Annotated in this window: 17 protein-coding genes, 1 tRNA gene and 1 pseudogene; 12 read left to right on the forward strand and 7 right to left on the reverse strand. The window is 33.2% G+C overall.

Going from position 1 to position 19,183, the window contains the following annotated elements; genetic code table 11:
• The 5 genes and pseudogenes from ACE3PD_RS02720 to ACE3PD_RS02740 all read right to left on the reverse strand — a co-directional run.
• A pseudogene (locus ACE3PD_RS02720) lies at positions 1-226 on the reverse strand (hypothetical protein); the annotation flags it as partial.
• 110 nt (positions 227-336) lie between these two features.
• Complete coding sequence (locus ACE3PD_RS02725) at positions 337-3,501, reverse strand: efflux RND transporter permease subunit (protein WP_374399304.1); 3,165 nt, start codon at positions 3,499-3,501, stop codon at positions 337-339.
• 30 nt (positions 3,502-3,531) lie between these two features.
• The gene (locus ACE3PD_RS02730) at positions 3,532-4,599 is read right to left on the reverse strand and encodes an efflux RND transporter periplasmic adaptor subunit (RefSeq protein ID WP_374399306.1); all 1,068 of its coding nucleotides are present in this window, start codon (positions 4,597-4,599) and stop codon (positions 3,532-3,534) included.
• Between the two features lie 7 nt (positions 4,600-4,606).
• Positions 4,607-5,953 carry a TolC family protein gene (locus tag ACE3PD_RS02735; protein ID WP_374399308.1) on the reverse strand — a complete coding sequence of 449 codons (1,347 nt, stop codon included), beginning with the start codon at positions 5,951-5,953 and terminating at the stop codon, positions 4,607-4,609.
• A 2-nt stretch (positions 5,954-5,955) separates the two neighbouring features.
• Positions 5,956-6,552: a TetR/AcrR family transcriptional regulator gene (locus ACE3PD_RS02740; RefSeq protein WP_374399310.1), complete on the reverse strand. Its 597-nt coding sequence runs from the start codon at positions 6,550-6,552 to the stop codon at positions 5,956-5,958.
• 139 nt (positions 6,553-6,691) lie between these two features.
• Between ACE3PD_RS02740 and ACE3PD_RS02745 the strand changes: the two genes are divergently transcribed.
• The gene (locus ACE3PD_RS02745; RefSeq protein ID WP_374399312.1) at positions 6,692-7,666 is read left to right on the forward strand and encodes a polyprenyl synthetase family protein; all 975 of its coding nucleotides are present in this window, start codon (positions 6,692-6,694) and stop codon (positions 7,664-7,666) included.
• On the forward strand, positions 7,659-8,009 hold the full coding sequence (locus ACE3PD_RS02750; RefSeq protein ID WP_374399314.1) for a hypothetical protein: 351 nt from the start codon (positions 7,659-7,661) through the stop codon (positions 8,007-8,009). The genes ACE3PD_RS02745 and ACE3PD_RS02750 overlap by 8 nt, the downstream gene beginning before the upstream one ends.
• On the opposite strand, the gene ACE3PD_RS02755 is transcribed toward ACE3PD_RS02750, so the two are convergent.
• Positions 8,006-8,551 (reverse strand): hypothetical protein, encoded by a 546-nt coding sequence (locus tag ACE3PD_RS02755; protein ID WP_374399316.1) that lies wholly within the window; start codon positions 8,549-8,551, stop codon positions 8,006-8,008. The two genes, ACE3PD_RS02750 and ACE3PD_RS02755, sit on opposite strands and share 4 nt — an antisense overlap.
• A 115-nt stretch (positions 8,552-8,666) precedes the next feature.
• Between ACE3PD_RS02755 and ACE3PD_RS02760 the strand changes: the two genes are divergently transcribed.
• Positions 8,667-11,438, forward strand: coding sequence for a 2-oxoglutarate dehydrogenase E1 component (locus ACE3PD_RS02760; protein ID WP_374399318.1), 2,772 nt, complete (start codon positions 8,667-8,669; stop codon positions 11,436-11,438).
• An 85-nt stretch (positions 11,439-11,523) separates the two neighbouring features.
• A complete protein-coding gene (gene odhB, locus ACE3PD_RS02765; RefSeq protein ID WP_374399320.1) occupies positions 11,524-12,741 on the forward strand; it encodes a 2-oxoglutarate dehydrogenase complex dihydrolipoyllysine-residue succinyltransferase in 1,218 nt (405 codons plus the stop codon).
• 97 nt (positions 12,742-12,838) lie between these two features.
• Here the strand turns inward: odhB and ACE3PD_RS02770 are convergent, their stop codons facing one another.
• The gene (locus tag ACE3PD_RS02770) at positions 12,839-13,276 is read right to left on the reverse strand and encodes a retropepsin-like aspartic protease (RefSeq protein ID WP_374399322.1); all 438 of its coding nucleotides are present in this window, start codon (positions 13,274-13,276) and stop codon (positions 12,839-12,841) included.
• Positions 13,277-13,379: 103 nt separating this feature from the next.
• Here ACE3PD_RS02770 and ACE3PD_RS02775 point away from each other — a divergent pair, with 103 nt between their 5' ends.
• The 8 genes from ACE3PD_RS02775 to ACE3PD_RS02810 all read left to right on the forward strand — a co-directional run bounded on the left by ACE3PD_RS02775 (position 13,380) and on the right by ACE3PD_RS02810 (position 19,012).
• The gene (locus tag ACE3PD_RS02775; protein ID WP_374399324.1) at positions 13,380-14,159 is read left to right on the forward strand and encodes a TatD family hydrolase; all 780 of its coding nucleotides are present in this window, start codon (positions 13,380-13,382) and stop codon (positions 14,157-14,159) included.
• A 62-nt stretch (positions 14,160-14,221) separates the two neighbouring features.
• Complete coding sequence (locus tag ACE3PD_RS02780) at positions 14,222-15,361, forward strand: 1-acyl-sn-glycerol-3-phosphate acyltransferase (RefSeq protein ID WP_374399326.1); 1,140 nt, start codon at positions 14,222-14,224, stop codon at positions 15,359-15,361.
• A complete protein-coding gene (locus tag ACE3PD_RS02785; RefSeq protein WP_374399328.1) occupies positions 15,348-16,379 on the forward strand; it encodes an asparaginase in 1,032 nt (343 codons plus the stop codon). The genes ACE3PD_RS02780 and ACE3PD_RS02785 overlap by 14 nt, the downstream gene beginning before the upstream one ends.
• A gap of 75 nt (positions 16,380-16,454) precedes the next feature.
• Positions 16,455-16,542, forward strand: a tRNA-Ser gene (locus tag ACE3PD_RS02790).
• Between the two features lie 84 nt (positions 16,543-16,626).
• Positions 16,627-17,451, forward strand: coding sequence for a MotA/TolQ/ExbB proton channel family protein (locus tag ACE3PD_RS02795; protein WP_026724483.1), 825 nt, complete (start codon positions 16,627-16,629; stop codon positions 17,449-17,451).
• Between the two features lie 20 nt (positions 17,452-17,471).
• Positions 17,472-17,900, forward strand: coding sequence for a hypothetical protein (locus tag ACE3PD_RS02800; RefSeq protein ID WP_374399330.1), 429 nt, complete (start codon positions 17,472-17,474; stop codon positions 17,898-17,900).
• A gap of 6 nt (positions 17,901-17,906) precedes the next feature.
• Positions 17,907-18,518 carry a biopolymer transporter ExbD gene (locus ACE3PD_RS02805; RefSeq protein ID WP_194093456.1) on the forward strand — a complete coding sequence of 204 codons (612 nt, stop codon included), beginning with the start codon at positions 17,907-17,909 and terminating at the stop codon, positions 18,516-18,518.
• A gap of 20 nt (positions 18,519-18,538) precedes the next feature.
• Complete coding sequence (locus ACE3PD_RS02810) at positions 18,539-19,012, forward strand: biopolymer transporter ExbD (protein ID WP_194093455.1); 474 nt, start codon at positions 18,539-18,541, stop codon at positions 19,010-19,012.
• Positions 19,013-19,183: the final 171 nt, after the last annotated feature.

The following is a 19,183-nucleotide window of genomic DNA, read 5'->3' on the forward strand; positions in this document are numbered from 1 at the left end:
CGCTAAAACGAGAATGATTTTTGATTTCGCCTTTTTCAAACGGATTGTCAAATAATTCTGAATCGAAGTCGGTTGGTAAATAATTTTCAAATTTTAGATCAAACATTCGGGTTGTTGGGAACCTGTTGTTAATTGCTGATTTAACATTTTCTTTAAGTTCTTTATTTTCTTGACCTTTTGCAAAAAGAAAAAAGAAGCACGTTAAAATAGAAAAAATTAATTTCATTGATTGATGGTTTTGAGTTTATTTTAAATTGTTATTCTAATTGACATAGTATATTTTGAAATATAAAAATGCCTCAATTATCTGAGGCATTTTTATTCAATAAATTAAATTTAATGCTTTGGTGTAAATCCGTCTTCGCTTAATTCTTTGTGAACATAATCAGCTTTCATTAAAGTGTCATAATCTACTTTAACATCTCTTCCTAGTTTCACTCTAATACTATCAACAATAGCATAAACAACTGGAACCACAATTAAAGTTAAGAATAAAGAGGAAATCAGACCACCAATAATTACCCAAGCTAAACCATTATTCATCTCTGCTGCAGCACCTTTTGCAAGCGCAATAGGAATCATCCCTATTACCATGGAAATTGTTGTCATTAAGATGGGGCGTAAACGAGCATGGTTTGCCTGAACTAATGCGTTGAATGTTGATTCTCCAGCATCTTTTCTGTGATTAGCAAAGTCAACTAATAAAATAGCGTTTTTCGTAACTAAACCAATTAACATAATAATACCTAAAATGGTGAAAATATTAAGTGAATTATTAGTTAATGCCAAAGCAAATAACGCTCCAATAAATGATAACGGAATAGAAAACAATACTACAAAAGGTGTTACAAAGTCATCATATAAGGCAACCATTACTAAGTAAACTAAAATAATAGCAGCAAGTAACGCAATTCCTAAAGTACCAAAACCTTCAGTTTGATTTTCCATATCTCCACCCCAAACATAATTAACTCCTGTTGGACGTTCCATTTTTGAAAATACAGATTCCCATTCAGTTGCAATAGTACCAGATGGTCTTCCTACAGATTGCGCTTCAATCGTAACCGAGGTACTTTTGTCTCTTCTTTCTAACATGCTTGGACCTGAACTTTCAATAACCTCTGCAAATTGAGATAATTTAATTTGTTGTCCCATGTTGTTTACGAAAATCAGATTGTTTACATCATTAATGTTAGAACGATCATATTCATTGAATCTGATGTTAATATCATATTCATATTCTCCTGCTCTAAATTTTCCATCAGTATTTCCGTTGAAAGCGGTTTGCATTGTTAAACCAACTGTTTGAAGGTTTAATCCTAATGCCGCCATTTTATCACGGTCCACTTGAACTCTGATTTCAGGATTTCCAGCTTCTGAAGTTAGTTTTACTTCTGAAGCTCCTGGCACTTTTTTCAATTCAGCAGCTGCTTTTTGAGCAAATAGCATTACATCATCAAAATTTGGACCTGTAACAGTTAAAGCAATTGGAGCTTTATCGGCACCTAATAATCCCATAGGAACTGTTTTTACTTTAGCTCCTACTAATTCTTTTTCTAATTGACGTTTGATTTTAGCTGCATATATAAACGAGTTGTCATCACGTTTTGATTTTTCAACCAAAGAAATCAAAATTTCAGCTTTATATGCTGTAGACTGAGTAGCTCCCATACCATCACTAGTTTGACCTACTGTGGTGATCATGTCTACGATATTTTTATCTTTTTTTAGATAAGCTTCTGCTTTTTGTGTCATGAAATTCGTTTGCTCAATTGAAACGTCTTTTGGCATTTCAATTTGAACTAAGAATTCGCCTTTATCTGTTTTAGCAAAGAATTCGCCTCCAATATAACCACCTGTAACTAATCCGAATGAACCAAAAAACATTACCAATACAATGGCTAAAGTTGTTTTTTTGTAATTTAAAGACCAAGTTAAAATGTCTGTTACTTTGTGAGTGAATTTATCTAGGTAGTTTTCAAAACCTAAAATAATTTTTCCAAAAAATGATTCTTTATTTAAATGTTCTAATTTTCCGTAACGTGAGAATAACCAAGGCACAATAGTAAAGGAAGCCAATAACGACAATAATGTAGCAATAATTACTGTAACACAAAATTGCGTAATGATGTTAGAAACTAATCCAGTACTCATGGCAATTGGTAAGAATACGACCACGATAACTAAAGTAATGGCGGTAACAGTAAATCCAATTTCGGCTGCACCATCATAAGCTGCGCGAACCTTGTTTTTACCCATTTCCATGTGACGGTGAATGTTCTCTAATACTACAATTGCGTCGTCTACTAAGATTCCTACTACTAACGAAAGTCCAAGTAAACTCATCAAGTTTAATGTGTATCCCATTAATGAAATTCCTATAAAAGTAGCAATCAACGAAGCAGGAATCGATACCATTACGATAGCCGCATTTCGTAAACTGTGTAAGAAGAATAACATTACGAAAGCTACTAAAAACACGGCTAGAAATAAATCGTGCATTACATTATCGGCAGCAGTTAAAGTAAATTCACTACTATCGTTTGCGATTTTTAATTTCAAATTCGATTTTGCGTAATCTTGTTCAATTTTAGCAACAGCTTCTTTTACTTTTTTACTAACTTCAACGGCATTTGCATCTGATTGTTTAATAACTTGCAAAAGGATTGAGCCTTTTTCATTAATTCTTGAGATTTTAGAAACGTCTTTTTGCGCATCTTGTACATCAGCTACATCGCCTAAACGTACTTGAACGCCGTTGTTTGAAGCAACAACTAAATTGCGTAACTCTTCAACTGATTTATATTTTCCAGATAAACGAATGGTTGTACTGTTTTCTCTAGTTTTAATATTACCCGTAGGGAAATCTAAGTTTGAAGATAAAACGGCTTGTTGCACTTGAGGAACAGATAATCCAAATCCTTGTAATTTAGTAGCATCTAAGCTTACTTTAATTTCTCTTTCTTCACCACCAACTAAGTTAACTTGCGCCACACCTGGAACACGAGAAACAATCGGTTGGATTTTCTTGTCTAATAAGTCGTAGAAGGCAACTTCATCCATACTAGCCGTTGCACCGATGGTCATAATAGGTAAATCACTCAATGAGAATTTACTTAATGAAGGCGGATCAACATCATCTGGTAAGTCTTTTAATACCGCATTGATTTTACGTTGGGCATCGTTCAAAGAATAATCGGCATCGGCATCCGCAGTTAGCGTAATCATTACTACCGATAAACTTTCGTATGACTTTGATTCTAATTTTTTGATGTTCTCCATGGTAGAAACCGCATCCTCAATTTTCTTGGTTACGGTGTTTTCCACTTCACTTGGAGAAGCTCCAGGATAAACAGTTGAAACGGTTACAACGTTAATCTCAAATTTTGGAATTAACTCATAACTCAACTGTTTATAACTATATAGTCCACCTAATAATAGTATCGTAAAAAGTACGATAACCATAGAAGGTCTTTTAATTGATATATCTACAATTTTCATATAATCGGTTTTAAGTAAGCGTCCTTTTTATTATTTTACGATAGAAACTTTAGTGCTATCACTTAAGTTAATTTGACCACTAGTTACTACTACATCTCCATTGTTTAAGCCGCTTAATATTTCAACTTTATCTCCAAACACTCTTCCTGCCACAACTTTTTTCATTACTGCGATGTCTTTTTCCACAACATAAACTTGGTTGCTACTAACACTTCCTACAAAGGCACTTCTTGGAATTGTCATCAATTCAGGTTGTTTTCCTTCTGGCGCACCAAAAACTACAGAACCATACATTCCTGCTTTTATTTCGTTATTAGGATTGTTTGTTATTGCCACTTCAATAGGGAAGTTTAAAGATGTGTCAGCTTTTGGAGCAATAAAAGTTACTTTTCCAGTATATTCTTTATCAGGAAAAACACTTGCTTTTACTTTTACAACCGAACCAATTTTTAATTGTGCCACTTGACGTTCACTAACATTTACTTTCAGTTTTAACGAACTTGTATTTACAATTTCAAACATTTTTGTTGGTGGCATAGCGCTCAATATAGCTCCAACTTCAATGAATTTTTTATTGATAATTCCTCCGAAAGGAGCTTTAACTCTTGTGTCACCAACATTAATATTAGCTTGAGTTAATCTAGACTTAGCGTTAATCATGTTGATTCTAGCTTGGTCTAATTGTTGTTTTGTAACACCTCCAGTTTTGTAAGCACTTTCGAATCGGTTATAATCGTTAAGAGCATTTTGATAATTAGCATTAGCTGTTTCTGCTTCAACACTTACCACATCACCTCTAATTATAGCTATTGTTTGACCTTTTGCTACTTTATCACCTTCTTTAACTAAAATTGAGATTACTTTTCCAGAACGTTCTGCGGCCATTTCTAATTCTTGGTCAGGTGAGAAGTTTCCATTAGCAACAAAGTTATCTTCAACAGGATTTGTTCCTACTGTAGCTACACGTACAGCAACGCTACTATTTTCTTGAGCAACAATAGCTGTATCTGCTTCATTTTGTTTTTTGTTGTTCATAAGAGTTACAACAGTAGCCCCTACTAATCCTACACCTAAAACGATATAAATTATTTTTTTCATTTGTTTATTAGTTTAATAAGTTTTTTAGTTCTCCTTTAGATTTTATGAATTGAATTTCCGCTAGTTTGTATTCTAAAATAGCAGTTGTGTAATTGTTTTGTGCTTCAACTAGAGCATTTTCTGCATCTAATAAATCGGTTAATGCAGCTAATCCTTGTGTGTAATTGTTGTTGGTATTATCAAAAACTTCTTTAGCAAGTTGCGCGTTTTCCTTTTGATTGTTAATAGTGATCAAACTATTTTCAAGTTGTTTTTTTGCATTATCAAATGCTAAATCCAATGCTAATTTTGTATCATCAAGATCCACTTTTAAAGAACTTAATGCGTTGTTTGCTTGTCTTACTTTTGCTCTTGTTCCAAATCCTGTAAATAATGGAACTCTTAAACTTAATCCAATAGAAGAAAAGTCTGACCAATAAACACCATCAGCTGGTTTTGCAAATAATGGCATTTCTGGACCTTGACCAATATAATTGTAACTTCCAGTTAATGAAAGTGTTGGATAATAAGCTGCTTGAGCTGCCTTTTTTTGGTAGGTTAATAATTGTTCTTGTTTTTTAAGTAACAAATATTCTGTTCTTCCTGTAACATCAGCTGTTGATGATAAGTCTTGTGGTGTAACTTCAAAGGCGGTCTTTGGAATTACTACTTTATTTTCAACTGGCATTCCCATATAGAATTTTAAAGCATTTTCTTGTAAACTAATAGCGTTTATAAGTTGCTGTTTTATTGAATTAATGTTGTTAACACGAACGCTAATTCGATCCAAATCAATTTTTCTTGCTAAACCGTTATCAAACTGACCTTTGATGATATCTTTTACCTTATTGGCATTTTTTAAATTATTTTCAACAACTTCTAATTTTTGTTGTTGCACGTATACTTGGTAATATGCATTTGCAACACGCTCAATAACTTGTTCTTCAGTTAAGTCAGCATTAATTTGATAGAATTCACGCGTGGTTTTTGCTGCCTTTAATCCTGTAAAAACTGATTGATCAAACAAGGCTTGACTAACGGAAACTCCAGCAATAGAGTTCCATTTTTGACCTAACGGAGCTAAAATGGTAGTTCCAGGAGCTCCAAAAAAATCACCAGGTAAAGCGTTCAATTGAAGAATAGGATTGTAATTTAAACTTCCATTCGCTGTTATTTGAGGTAACGCTCTAGAACGAGCTTCTTGAATTTTATATTCGCTATTTTCTACTTCTAATTTTGCTTTTTTAGCCTCTGACTTGTTTTCAAGAGCAAAAGAAATGGCATCTTTAAGACTAAGTTCTTTAATTTCTTGTGCATTAACTTTTGCCGTTAATACAGATACAAGAAGAAATGTTGTTAATATATTTTTTTTCATTTTTATAATATAGGGTTTTGTAGATGTTTTTCTAATTCGATTATTCCGGCTAAAGTAGCCATCGCTCTAATGTGATATTCCAAAGCTTTCAATTCTAATTCATGAGATTCTTTTTCTAGCATCGTGTTTTCGTTTATTGTAAATATTAAAGTATAATAAAATTTTACATAATTTTCAACGTCCAAATTTTCTCGGTACAATCCTTCTTTGATTCCTTTTAAAATGTTCTTTCTAAAACAGTCTTCACAAATGCTTACTTGAATGTTTAATACCTTATTGTAGATATCAGGATAATGTTTTTTTAATTGATAAATAGGTGAAGATTCAGCACTTTTGAACATTTCTCGGAACATTCGTTTAATTTCAAAGTTTTCTTCAATGGCGTTGTAATTTTTAGAAATTATGGCGTCCATTGTTTCTTTCACTTCTTTATGAAGTAAATCAATACTTTCTTCAATTAGAATGTCTTTGTTGCTAAAATATTTGTAGATTGTTTTTTTAGAAATACACATTTCACAAGCAATATCGTCCATAGTGATGCTCTTAAAACCGAGTTTCAAAAACATTTCTTTAGCTTTATTGATTATTTTGTCTTTCATTTTTTGTTAAATATGAGCGCAAATGTATAAAGAAAACTTTTAACATAAAAATAGTTTCCAATGTTTTTACATAAATTTAACACTTGATATATTCTCCTCATTTCAGATTATTGAAGTATTTTAGCAAAAAATTCAAAAAATGCATTCTATTTCCTATTATCAAGAGAAAATGGCTAATCAATTTTCTCAAATTGTAGCAAACAAAAAACCTAAAAATTTATACGAACCAATTCAGTATATTTTATCACTTGGCGGAAAAAGAATGCGCCCAGTGTTAACCTTAATGGCAACCGAAGTTTTTAATGTGGATTGTGAAAAAGCGATTCCTGCGGCTACTGCAGTTGAGGTATTTCATAACTTTTCATTAATTCACGATGATATTATGGATGATGCGCCTTTAAGAAGAGGTAATCAAACGGTTCATGAAAAATGGGATTTGAATACCGGAATTTTATCGGGTGATGCAATGCTGATTTTAGCATATCAATATTTTGAAAATTATGAGCCAAAAATTTTTCAAGCATTGGCCAAACTATTCAGTAAAACTGCGTTAGAGGTCTGTGAAGGACAACAGTACGATGTAGATTTTGAAACTCGTGATGACGTAACGATTCCAGAATACTTAAAAATGATTGAATACAAAACCGCTGTTTTAGTTGGTGCTGCTATGAAAATGGGAGCTATTGTTGCTGAAACTTCGGAAGAAAATGCGGATTTGATTTATGATTTTGGATTGAATTTAGGAATTGCTTTCCAATTACAAGACGATTATTTAGATGCTTTCGGGAATCCAGAAACTTTTGGAAAACAAGTAGGAGGTGATATTATTGAAAATAAAAAAACCTATTTGTATCTAAAAGCAATGGAGTTTGCCAAGGAAGAAGACCAACAACAATTGTTTCATTTGTTTTCTATTCAACCAACGGATAATAATGATAAAATCGAATCGGTAAAAGCCATTTTTAATACTTCTGGAGCAAGCGAAGCTACTAAAAAAGCCATCCAAGATTTCACTTTCAAAGCATTTGAAACTTTAGAAAAAATGGATATTGAAAATGAAAAGAAAGCCATCTTAAAAGCTTTTGGTGAAAATTTAATGGGAAGAAATGTATAATCCGCCCGCAAATATTGAATCACTAATTTCACAAGCTGAAGAAGAACATTTGTACTTCAAGTTGATTGAGCAAGTGAATAAGGATTTTGCTTTGGCGAATGAGCCTTTAGATGTACCGGCAAGTATTTTTCCATTCGAATTTAAGAATTTGGTACAAGAGAAAATCTACAAACTCATTCAACACAAATTTGCTGAATATTTGAATTTACTCTACATCATAGATGTTCCAGAAGAGCAAATCAAAAAATTAGATGGTTCCGACTTAGTGGAATTATCGGAACAAGTTGCTTTTTTGGTTTTAAAAAGAGAGTGGCAAAAGGTTTGGTTTCGAAATAAGTATTAAAAATAAATTCTTACAAACGGCATAAACGCTTCTGCATAAATATTGTCTCTGTCTTTGTGCAACACATTGTATCGAATTCCAATAGTTACATTTTCATTTCGATATCCTGCTCCAACGAACAAGGCGGTGTTCCAAAAGTCTTGAGAATCGCTTCCAAATGAATCATTAAAAGTTCTGTTGACTCTTAATTGTTCTAATTCAGTTGAAATTTGAATTTCTTCGATGGGATTAAAAAGAGCAATCATACTTCCTCCATACATATTCGCTTTATATAAATCGCGTTGTTTTACATAGTTGTATTGTACGCCTAAACCAGCTGATACATATTGATTAAAGTTGTAAATAGCACTTGGTGCCACCATAATATCAGCATAGCCATTACCAACTCCTAATCCTAATCCGCCACCAAATTGCACATGATTCCAAAAATCACTTTTTGTTTTCATTTGAGTGCTTTCTTGTGCAAAAATTTCAGATTTAATTCCAAATAAAAAAACAAAAGTTAACAAAAATGTTAAATTCATTACGAAATTCTTTTTCATAAAACCATTTTAAAAAAATTAATGTTATAAAAGTATAAAAATCCTTGAAAGATTATCATAAAATGTTTTACTTTTGCGTAAATTTTTAATTTAAACGTCTTTTAGACAACACACTATGGATAGGTTTTCCTTTTTAAACGCTGCACATACGGCTTTTTTTGCCGATTTATACGAACAATATTTACAAAATCCAGATAGCGTAGAGCCAAGCTGGAGAAGTTTTTTTCAAGGATTTGATTTTGCACAAGCCAATTATGGTTCAGAAGAAGTGGGTCAGCAAATTGCGTATGTAGCTTCGGGTGATTCAAGTGAAATTTCTGAAAAAATGCAAAAAGAGTTCAATGTTCTGAAATTAATCGAAGGATATAGAACTCGCGGTCATTTATTCACTAAAACAAATCCTGTTAGAGACAGAAGAGTTCACGGACCTTCATTGGCTCTTGAAAATTTCGGATTATCGCAAGCTGATTTGAATACGGTTTTTGATGCAGCGAAAATCGTGAACATGAAACCAAGTACTTTGGCTGATATTATCAAACATCTAGAAAATGTTTACTGTCAGTCAATCGGAGTGGAATTCATGTACATTCGTGATCCTAAGGTACAAGATTGGATTAAAGATCGTTTAGACATCAACGATAATCAACCTAATTTTTCGGCTGACCAAAAGAAACATATCCTTAAGAAATTAAATGAAGCAGTTTCTTTCGAGAACTTCTTACATACTAAATACGTAGGTCAAAAACGCTTCTCATTAGAAGGTTGTGAGGCGGCAATTCCTGCTTTAGATGCTTTAGTTGAAGCTGCGGCAGATAAAGGTGTGGAGCAATTTGTAATGGGAATGGCACACAGAGGTCGTTTGAATGTTTTGGCTAACATCTTTGGAAAAAACACACAAAATATCTTCTCTGAATTCGACGGAAAAGACTATGACGAAGACGCTAACTTTGATGGTGACGTAAAATATCACTTAGGCTTAACTTCGGATAGATTAACGGATTCAGGTAAAAAAATCAACTTAAATTTAGCTCCAAATCCTTCGCACTTAGAAACAGTAGGTGCTGTTATTGAAGGTATCACAAGAGCAAAACAAGATAGATATTTCGCTGACGATTTTTCAAAAGTATTACCAATCGCTGTTCACGGTGATGCCGCGGTTGCAGGTCAAGGTATTGTGTATGAAATCATTCAAATGGCGAAGTTAGATGGTTACAAAACAGGTGGAACAATTCACTTAGTAATCAATAACCAAGTTGGATTTACAACTAATTATTTAGATGCACGTTCGTCAACCTATTGTACGGATATCGCTAAAGTAACTTTGTCACCGGTTTTACACGTAAATGCAGATGATGCAGAAGCGGTGGTGCATGCAATGTTGTTTGCTTTAGATTACCGTATGGAATTTGGTGGAGACGTTTTCATCGATTTATTAGGATACAGAAAATACGGTCACAATGAAGGTGATGAGCCTCGTTTTACACAACCAATTTTATACAAAGCGATTTCGAAACACAAAAATCCAAGAGATTTATATGCTGAAAAATTAATTCAGGAAAACATTATTTCTGCTGGTTTTGTAAAAGAATTGGAAGAAGCTTATAAAGCAAAATTAGATGAGAATTTAGAAGCATCTCGTAAGAAAGACTTAACTGTAATTACTCCGTTCATGGAGAATGAATGGGAAGGTTACAAACAAGTTTCGGATGATGTAATGCTACAAAAATTCGATACGAAATTTGATAAAAATCAATTAGCTGAAATTGCGGATACGATTACCCAACTTCCATCTGACAAGAAATTCATCAGTAAAATTACAAAGTTAATTGGGGATAGAAAAAACATGGTGGAAACCAATAAATTAGATTGGGCTATGGGCGAATTATTAGCTTATGGTTCGTTACTAAAAGAAGGTTTTGACGTACGTATTTCTGGTCAAGATGTGGAACGAGGAACATTTTCACACCGTCATGCTGTAGTTAAAGTAGAAGATTCAGAAGAAGAAGTAATTCTTTTAGACAAAATAAAAGATAAAAAAGGAAACTTTTATATCTACAACTCACATCTTTCAGAATATGGGGTTTTAGGTTTTGAATATGGATATGCCTTAGCATCGCCAAAAACCTTAACTATTTGGGAAGCACAATTTGGAGATTTCTCTAACGGAGCTCAAATTATGATTGATCAATACATTTCTGCAGGTGAAGATAAGTGGAACAACCAAAACGGATTGGTAATGTTGTTGCCTCATGGTTATGAAAACCAAGGAGCAGAACACTCATCAGCACGTATGGAGCGTTACTTACAATTATGTGCAAAACACAACATGTACATTGCCGATGTAACTACGCCAGCCAACTTCTTCCACTTAATGAGAAGACAATTAAAAACAGAATTCCGTAAGCCATTAGTAGTATTCTCTCCAAAGAGTTTATTACGTCATCCAGATGTAGTATCTTCAATGGATGATTTAGCAAACGGACAATTCCAAGAAGTATTAGATGATCCAAATGTAACAGATAAAAAAGCAATCAAAACGTTGGTTTTCTGTACAGGTAAATTCTATTATGATATCATTGCAAAACGTGCTGAATTAGGTAGAAATGATGTGGCTGTAGTTCGTTTAGAACAATTGTTCCCATTAGCAGTTGACCAAATCAAAGCGATTATCGACAGTTATCCAAATGTAGATGATTACGTTTGGGCACAAGAAGAACCTAAAAACATGGGGGCTTATGGTTATATGTTGATGAATTTTGATTTAGTAAAATTAAGATTGGCATCACCAAAAGCGTACAGTGCACCAGCAGCGGGAAGTTATGAGCGTTCTAAAAAACGTCATGCTAATGCTATCGCTATGGTATTTGATAAAAAATTATTTCAATAAAAATAAAAACAGCTAATAGTTTAGGTTTAAGGCTAACACAACTTTTAAACTTTTAAACTTATTTTAAACTTTTAAACTAAAAAACATGATTTTAGAAATGAAAGTCCCTTCTCCAGGGGAATCAATTAAAGAAGTAGAAATTGCTACATGGTTAGTAAAAGATGGTGATTATGTAGAAAAAGACCAAGCAATTGCTGAGGTTGATTCAGATAAAGCAACATTAGAATTGCCAGCTGAAGCAAGCGGAATTATTACATTAAAAGCAGAAGAAGGTGATGCAGTAGCGGTAGGTGCAGTAGTTTGTTTAATCGATACAGGTGCAGCAAAACCAGAAGGTGGTGCAGCTCCAGCAAAAGAAGAAGCAAAAGCAGTTGAAGCTCCAAAAGCTGAGGCTCCAAAAGCAGCTCCAGTAGCAGAAAAAACGTATGCAACGCAAGCGCCATCTCCAGCAGCTAGAAAAATATTAGAAGAAAAAAACATCGAACCTTCTGCAATTGTTGGAACAGGTAAAGGTGGAAGAATCACTAAAGATGACGCTGTAAACGCAGTACCATCAATGGGAACTCCAACAGGAGGAAACCGTGGAACAGAAAGAACAAAACTTTCTATGTTACGTAGAAAAGTAGCAGAGCGTTTAGTTTCGGCTAAAAACGAAACAGCAATGTTAACTACTTTCAACGAAGTAGATATGTCAGCAATTTATGCAATTCGTGATCAATATAAAGAAGAGTTCAAAGCGAAACATGGTTTAGGATTAGGCTTCATGTCGTTCTTTACTAAAGCAGTAACTCGTGCTTTACAATTGTATCCAGATGTAAACTCTATGATTGATGGTCAAGAGAAAATCTCTTATGATTTCTGTGATATTTCAGTAGCGGTTTCTGGTCCAAAAGGGTTAATGGTTCCTGTTATGAGAAATGCAGAGACATTATCATTTAGAGGTGTTGAAGCAGAAATCAAAAGATTAGCTTTAAGAGCTCGTGACGGACAAATCACTGTAGATGAAATGACAGGTGGAACATTCACAATTTCTAATGGTGGCGTTTTCGGAAGTATGTTATCTACGCCAATCATCAATCCACCACAATCAGGTATTTTAGGAATGCACAATGTGGTAGAAAGAGCTATCGTTAAAAACGGTCAAATCGTAATTGCTCCAGTAATGTACGTTGCCTTATCATACGATCACAGAATCATCGACGGACGTGAGTCAGTTGGATTCTTAGTAGCAGTGAAAGAAGCATTAGAAAACCCAGCTGAAATTTTAATGGGTGGAAATGTGAAAAAAGCATTAGAATTATAATACAATAAATTCCAAGTATATAATCCCAAATTCAAATAGAGTTTGGGATTTTTTCTTTGCGAACTTTGTGTAAATCTTATGCGTCTTTGCGGTTAAATCACATCAAATACAAACAATGATTGCTATAATCAATAATTGCTTTTCCTTTTAGTAAAATATCGGCACCAATAATACCATCAACTGGTTTGGTTTTGTAATGACGAAGCGCATCATTTACGTGGCTCATATCAAATACAATTAAGTGGAATTTGTGGTTTTTCCATCTGCCTAATTGAATTTCATTATTCTTTGCTAATTGTGTTTCAATTCCAGTAGCGCCAGCACCAGCAGCTTTAGTTTCTGAAAATTGGGCATCTAATTTGAAGTGTTCAATACTTTCAAATCCAACACAACTGTTGCTCGCTCCGGTATCTAAAATAAAGTTACCTTTTACGCTATTTATCTTTCCTTTGATTAATAAATGTTGGGTTTTCAGCACCGTAAATTTTATCTTTTTATATTTTTTCCCTTTTAAAAAGTCTTGTAAATCTTCCATACTTCAAAAGTAAAATAAAATTTATGATTTATGATTAACGATTTTAGATTTCAGAATATTTGTAAATTTGCACAATCAAAAAAATAACTTTAAACTTTTTACTTTGAACTTTAATCTTGGTTTAACCGATACACACACGCATTTATATTCAGAAGAATTTGATCAAGACCGCAACGAAATGATGCAACGTGCTATAAATGCAGGCGTTTCTCGTTTTTTTGTTCCTTCAATAGATTCTAATTATACAACTAAAATGTACGAATTAGAAAAGCAATATCCCGAAAACGTGTTTTTAATGATGGGTTTGCATCCAACATATGTGAAGAAGGATTACTTAGAAGAATTGGCGCATGTAGAAAGAGAGTTGGCTTCTAGAAAATTTTATGCAATTGGAGAAATTGGTATTGACTTATTTTGGGACAAAACTTTTTTGAAAGAACAACAACATGCTTTCAAATACCAAATTCAATTGGCAAAAAAGTACAAATTGGGAATCAATATTCATTGTCGTGATGCATTTGATGAAGTTTTTGAGGTTTTAGAAAGTGAAAAATCGAATGATTTATTCGGAATTTTTCATTGTTTTACGGGTGATTTGGGTCAAGCCCAAAGAGCGATTTCGTTAGGAATGAAACTCGGAATTGGAGGAGTAGCTACTTTTAAAAACGGAAAAATCGATCAATTTTTAAATGAAATCGATTTGAAAGACATCGTTTTAGAAACCGATTCGCCCTATTTAGCGCCTGTTCCATATCGTGGAAAACGAAATGAAAGCAGTTATACTTTATTGGTAGCGCAAAAGTTAGCCGAAATTTATCAGTTAACAGTTGAAGAAATTGCCAGAATCACGACTGAAAATTCAAAACAAATTTTCGGAATTTAACCTAAAATAAAGTTTCAATTCATAAAATTTTTGTTCTTTTGTGAATTGTTTTTAAAATAAATATGACAAAATTCGATTCTATTCGCCCTTATTATGATTCTGAAGTAAACGAAGCTTTGAAGTCTTTGTTGCATCATCCTATGATGAAGGCTATGATGGATTTTACGTTTCCAGAATTAGAAGATGAAATTTGGAAAGAGCAGTTGAGTAGAACGCATTCTATTCGCGATTTTCAAGTTAATTTTGTTTATCAATCAATTCAAAGAGTTTTAGAGAGAAGTTCGGAAGGACTTACTACTTCTGGTTTTGAGAAATTAGAACCAAATACTTCGTACTTATTTATTTCCAACCATCGCGATATTATTTTAGATACTTCTTTGTTGAATGTATCGTTGATTGATCATGGATTGGTAATGACGGCTTCGGCTATTGGAGATAATTTGGTTAAGAAAGATTTCTTGTTGAAATTATCAAAATTGAATCGAAATTTCTTAGTTCAAAGAGGATTATCACCAAGAGAATTATTGCAAAGCTCTAAGTTGATGGCGGAATATATGTACCATTTGTTGTCGAAAGAAAATCGTTCGGTTTGGATTGCCCAACGAGAAGGAAGAACCAAAGACGGTAACGATGCCACACATCAAGGTGTTCTGAAAATGGTAGGAATGGCAAATGATGAAGCCAGAATTATGGACTTTTTCAAGAAATTAAAAATTGTTCCTGTTTCTATTTCTTATGAATACGATCCAACAGATGCTTTGAAAATGCCTCAATTAATTGCACTTTCTAAAGACGAAGTATATATTAAGGAGAAAAACGAGGATTTTATTACCTTGTTAAGTGGAATCATCGGGCAAAAGAAACGTATTCACATTCATGTAGGCGATGATTTAGAAAACGAATATGAAAAAATTATTGCTGAAAACGATAATAATAATAAGCAAATTCAAGCTTTGGCACAAGTAATTGATGATTCTATTTTGCAATCGTACAAATTATGGCCAACGAACTTTATTGCTTACGATATTTTATACAAAACAACTCGATTTGCACATTTGTACAACGAAAAAGAGCGTCAATTGTTTGAAAGAAGATTAGAAATGCGAATTGATGCCGATAATGAAACTATGAGAGAAGGTTTCTTGGCGATGTATGCTAATCCGGTTGTGAATAAATTGAAATATACAGATGACATCTCATAAACCAAAAATACTTTTAATTTACACCGGTGGAACCATCGGAATGGTAAAAGATTTTGAAACAGGAGCTTTGAAAGCTTTTGATTTTAATGAGTTGTTAAGCCGAATTCCAGAATTACATTTATTAGATTGTCAAATAGAAACTATTTCGTTTGATGTGCCAATCGATTCGTCGAATATGAATATTTCCAATTGGCAAAAAATGGCCAAAATTATCGAAGAAAATTATTCGAAATTTGATGGATTTGTAGTTTTACATGGTTCAGATACGATGTCGTATAGCGCTTCTGCATTAAGTTTTATGTTAGAAGACTTAGCAAAACCTGTAATTTTTACTGGTTCCCAATTGCCTATTGGTGATTTAAGAACCGATGCTAAAGAGAATTTGATTACAGCAATTCAAGTGGCTTCGCTTCAAGAGAATAAAAAACCGGTAATTCAAGAAGTGTGTTTGTATTTCGAGTACAAATTATACCGAGGGAATCGCACTACAAAAATCAGTGCTGAACATTTTAATGCTTTTACTTCACCTAATTTTCCGGAACTAGCGGAATCTGGTGTGCACTTGAAAGTAAATTATGATGTTATTCTGAAGCAAAAAGCAACTAAAAAGCTAAAAGTACATACAGATTTTGATGATAACGTGGCAATTTTAAAGATTTTCCCAGGTATCAATCAGAAGGTTTTGACAGCTTTTTTTGCGATTCCTAATTTAAAAGGAATTGTTTTAGAAACGTATGGTTCTGGAAATGCTCCAACTGAAGATTGGTTTGTGCAGACTTTAGAGCAAGCAATTCACAATAATATTCACATTATCAACGTTACACAATGTAGTGGAGGTAGTGTTTCGATGGGGAATTATGAAACGAGTACCCAATTAAAAAACATAGGTGTTATTTCCGGAAAAGACATTACAACAGAGGCGGCAATTACTAAATTAATGTACTTGTTAGGTCAAAAAGTATCAAATAATGTTTTTAAGACCATATTTGAAACCGGAATACGCGGTGAAATGTTGTAAAAATAACATTTAAAATTTTTATACGTGATATTTTTTGCGTTATTTAGCACCCTTAAAATCGAATGTTGTTTCAATAGAGAGGTGGCCGAGTGGTCGAAGGCGCACGCCTGGAAAGTGTGTATACTCCACAAGGGTATCGAGGGTTCGAATCCCTTCCTCTCTGCAGAATGATATTAATTTTAAAAAATTTTATAAATATTTTATATCTTTAAACCCAATTAACTAATTAAATTTAAGAACAAAAGCGATGAAAAGATTATTTTCTATTTTAGCAATCACGGGGCTTATGACTTTTGGAAATGTTCAAGCTCAAGATTCAACTCAAGCAGCAGCTCCTGCTACAGAACAAGTAGCTGATACAACTGCTACTGAAGCAACAACTGATGAGGCTACAGCAACAACTGACGATGCTGCGGCTGCTGAAGAAGTTACTTTTACTCAATCAATGAAAAAACGTTTCATTGAAGGAGATCCAATTTGGATGTCTCCAGTATTATTGTGTTTAATTCTTGGTTTGGCTATTGCTATTGAAAGAATTATTTACTTAAATCTTTCTACTATCAATACAAAAAAATTCGTTTCTGAAGTAGAAAATGCATTAAACTCAGGTGGTATTGAAGCTGCTAAAGAAGTTGCTAAAAATACAGCTGGTCCAGTTGCATCTATTTTCTATCAAGGTTTAGAGCGTTCTTCTCATGGTTTAGAGTCTGCTGAAAAATCTATCGTTGCTTACGGTGGTGTTCAAATGGGCCAATTAGAGAAAAACGTATCTTGGGTTTCTTTATTTATTGCACTTGCACCGATGTTAGGATTCTTAGGAACGGTAATTGGTATGATTGTTGCGTTTGACCAAATTGAGTCAGCAGGATCTATGGAGCCATCATTAGTAGCTGGAGGTATTAAAGTAGCGTTATTAACAACGGTATTTGGACTTATTGTTGCGATGATTCTTCAAGTATTCTATAACTATATCACGGCTAAAATCGACTCTATCGTTAACGATATGGAAGATGCTTCTATCAGCTTAGTTGATATGTTATCAGATTATTTCAAAGAGAAATTAAACAAATAATACATTAACAAATTATTGTTATGAACGTATACAAAATTTCAAAAATTTTAGTAATCATACTAGGTATTATTGCTTCTATATTATTCGTATCTACTTTAGGTATGGAGGTTTCTATGGACAATAATTCTTATATTGTAGATTACTTTATCTATATTTCCTATATAGCAATGGCAGTTGCTTTCTTTTCTGTAGTTTATTTCGTTTTCAAAAACTTAATTACACATAAAGAACAATTGAAAAGAGCACTTATTTCATTAGGAATTTTTGCAGCTATCATTTTAGTTGCTTTCATACTAGCAGATAGTACAGAAGTGAAATTGAAAGATGGAGGAGTTATTACTTCTTCAGCTTCTAAATTAATAAGTACTAGTTTAAATACCTTTTATATTCTTGCTGTTATTTCAGTTGGAGTATTGGGTTGGACTGGTTTTTCAAAATTTAAAAGATAATAAATCATGGGTAAAAAAAGAGGTGCACCGCCAGAAGTGAATGCAGGTTCTATGGCAGATATTGCATTCTTACTTTTAATTTTCTTTTTAGTTACTACCACTATTGGAGTAGATCAAGGGATTAATAGACTCTTACCTCGTTATGAAGAGAACCCACCTGTTCCGCCAATTAATGAAAGAAATATTCTAACAGTTTTAGTTAATAAAGACAATCAGTTGCTTGTTGAAGAGAAATTGGTTGACCTTAAAGACTTAAGACAAACTGCTATTGATTTTCTTGAAAATAATGGAAAAGGAGCTTGTACTTATTGTAATGGAAAAAGAGATCCAAATTCGTCAGACGGTCCTGATGATGCGGTTATTTCATTAAACAATGATGGGCAAACTACTTATGAAACTTATATTGCGGTTCAAAATGAACTAGTAGCAGCATATAATTTTTTAAGAGATAGAGAATGTAAGAAGCGTTACGGTATGACTTTTACAGAAATGGAATACATTTACAATGATCCAGCTTCTAAAGCAACCGAAGGTTTGGTTGAAGATTTAGAACCAAAAGTAAAAAAGATTCAAGAATTGTTTCCTATGAGACTTTCTGAAGCTGAGCCAAAAAAATAATAATATAATATTAAGAAAGTATGTCTAAATTTAAAAAGAAAAATACGGAGGGAACTCCTGCAATTTCAACAGCGTCTTTACCTGATATTGTATTTATGCTTTTGTTCTTCTTCATGACGGCTACAACCATGAAAGATACTGATTTAAAAATTGAAAATACATTACCTAAAGCGAATCAAACTGCAAAATTGCACAAGAAAGAGTATGTAATGTATATTTACGCTGGAAAACCAAGTGAGCGTTATAGAGCTACTCTTGGAGGTTCAGATCGTATTCAATTAGCTGATAAAATGGCTTCGCCTGCAGATATCAAAAACTTCATTATCACGGAAAGAGCACAACGTAACTCTGATGACGAGAAATATCTTACCGCTTCCCTTAAAATTGACAGAAATGTGAAGATGGGATTAGTAAGTGCAATCAAATTAGAATTGCGTAAAATAGAGCAATTAAAAGTAAATTATACTACAGCAAAAGGAAATCCTGTTGAATAGTAATTTTATTTAATATAAAAAAAGGTACGCAATAGACTGCCCCCAAAAAGTTAGACACTATTTGGGGGTATTTTTATGGAAAGAAAAGTCAAGTATGATTATGCATTTAAGTTAGAATGCGTAGAATTAGTTTTAAAGAAGCATTATTCTTGTGAATTGGTTTCTAAACAG

Source organism: Flavobacterium sp. (assembly GCF_041911335.1).
Taxonomy (GTDB): domain Bacteria; phylum Bacteroidota; class Bacteroidia; order Flavobacteriales; family Flavobacteriaceae; genus Flavobacterium.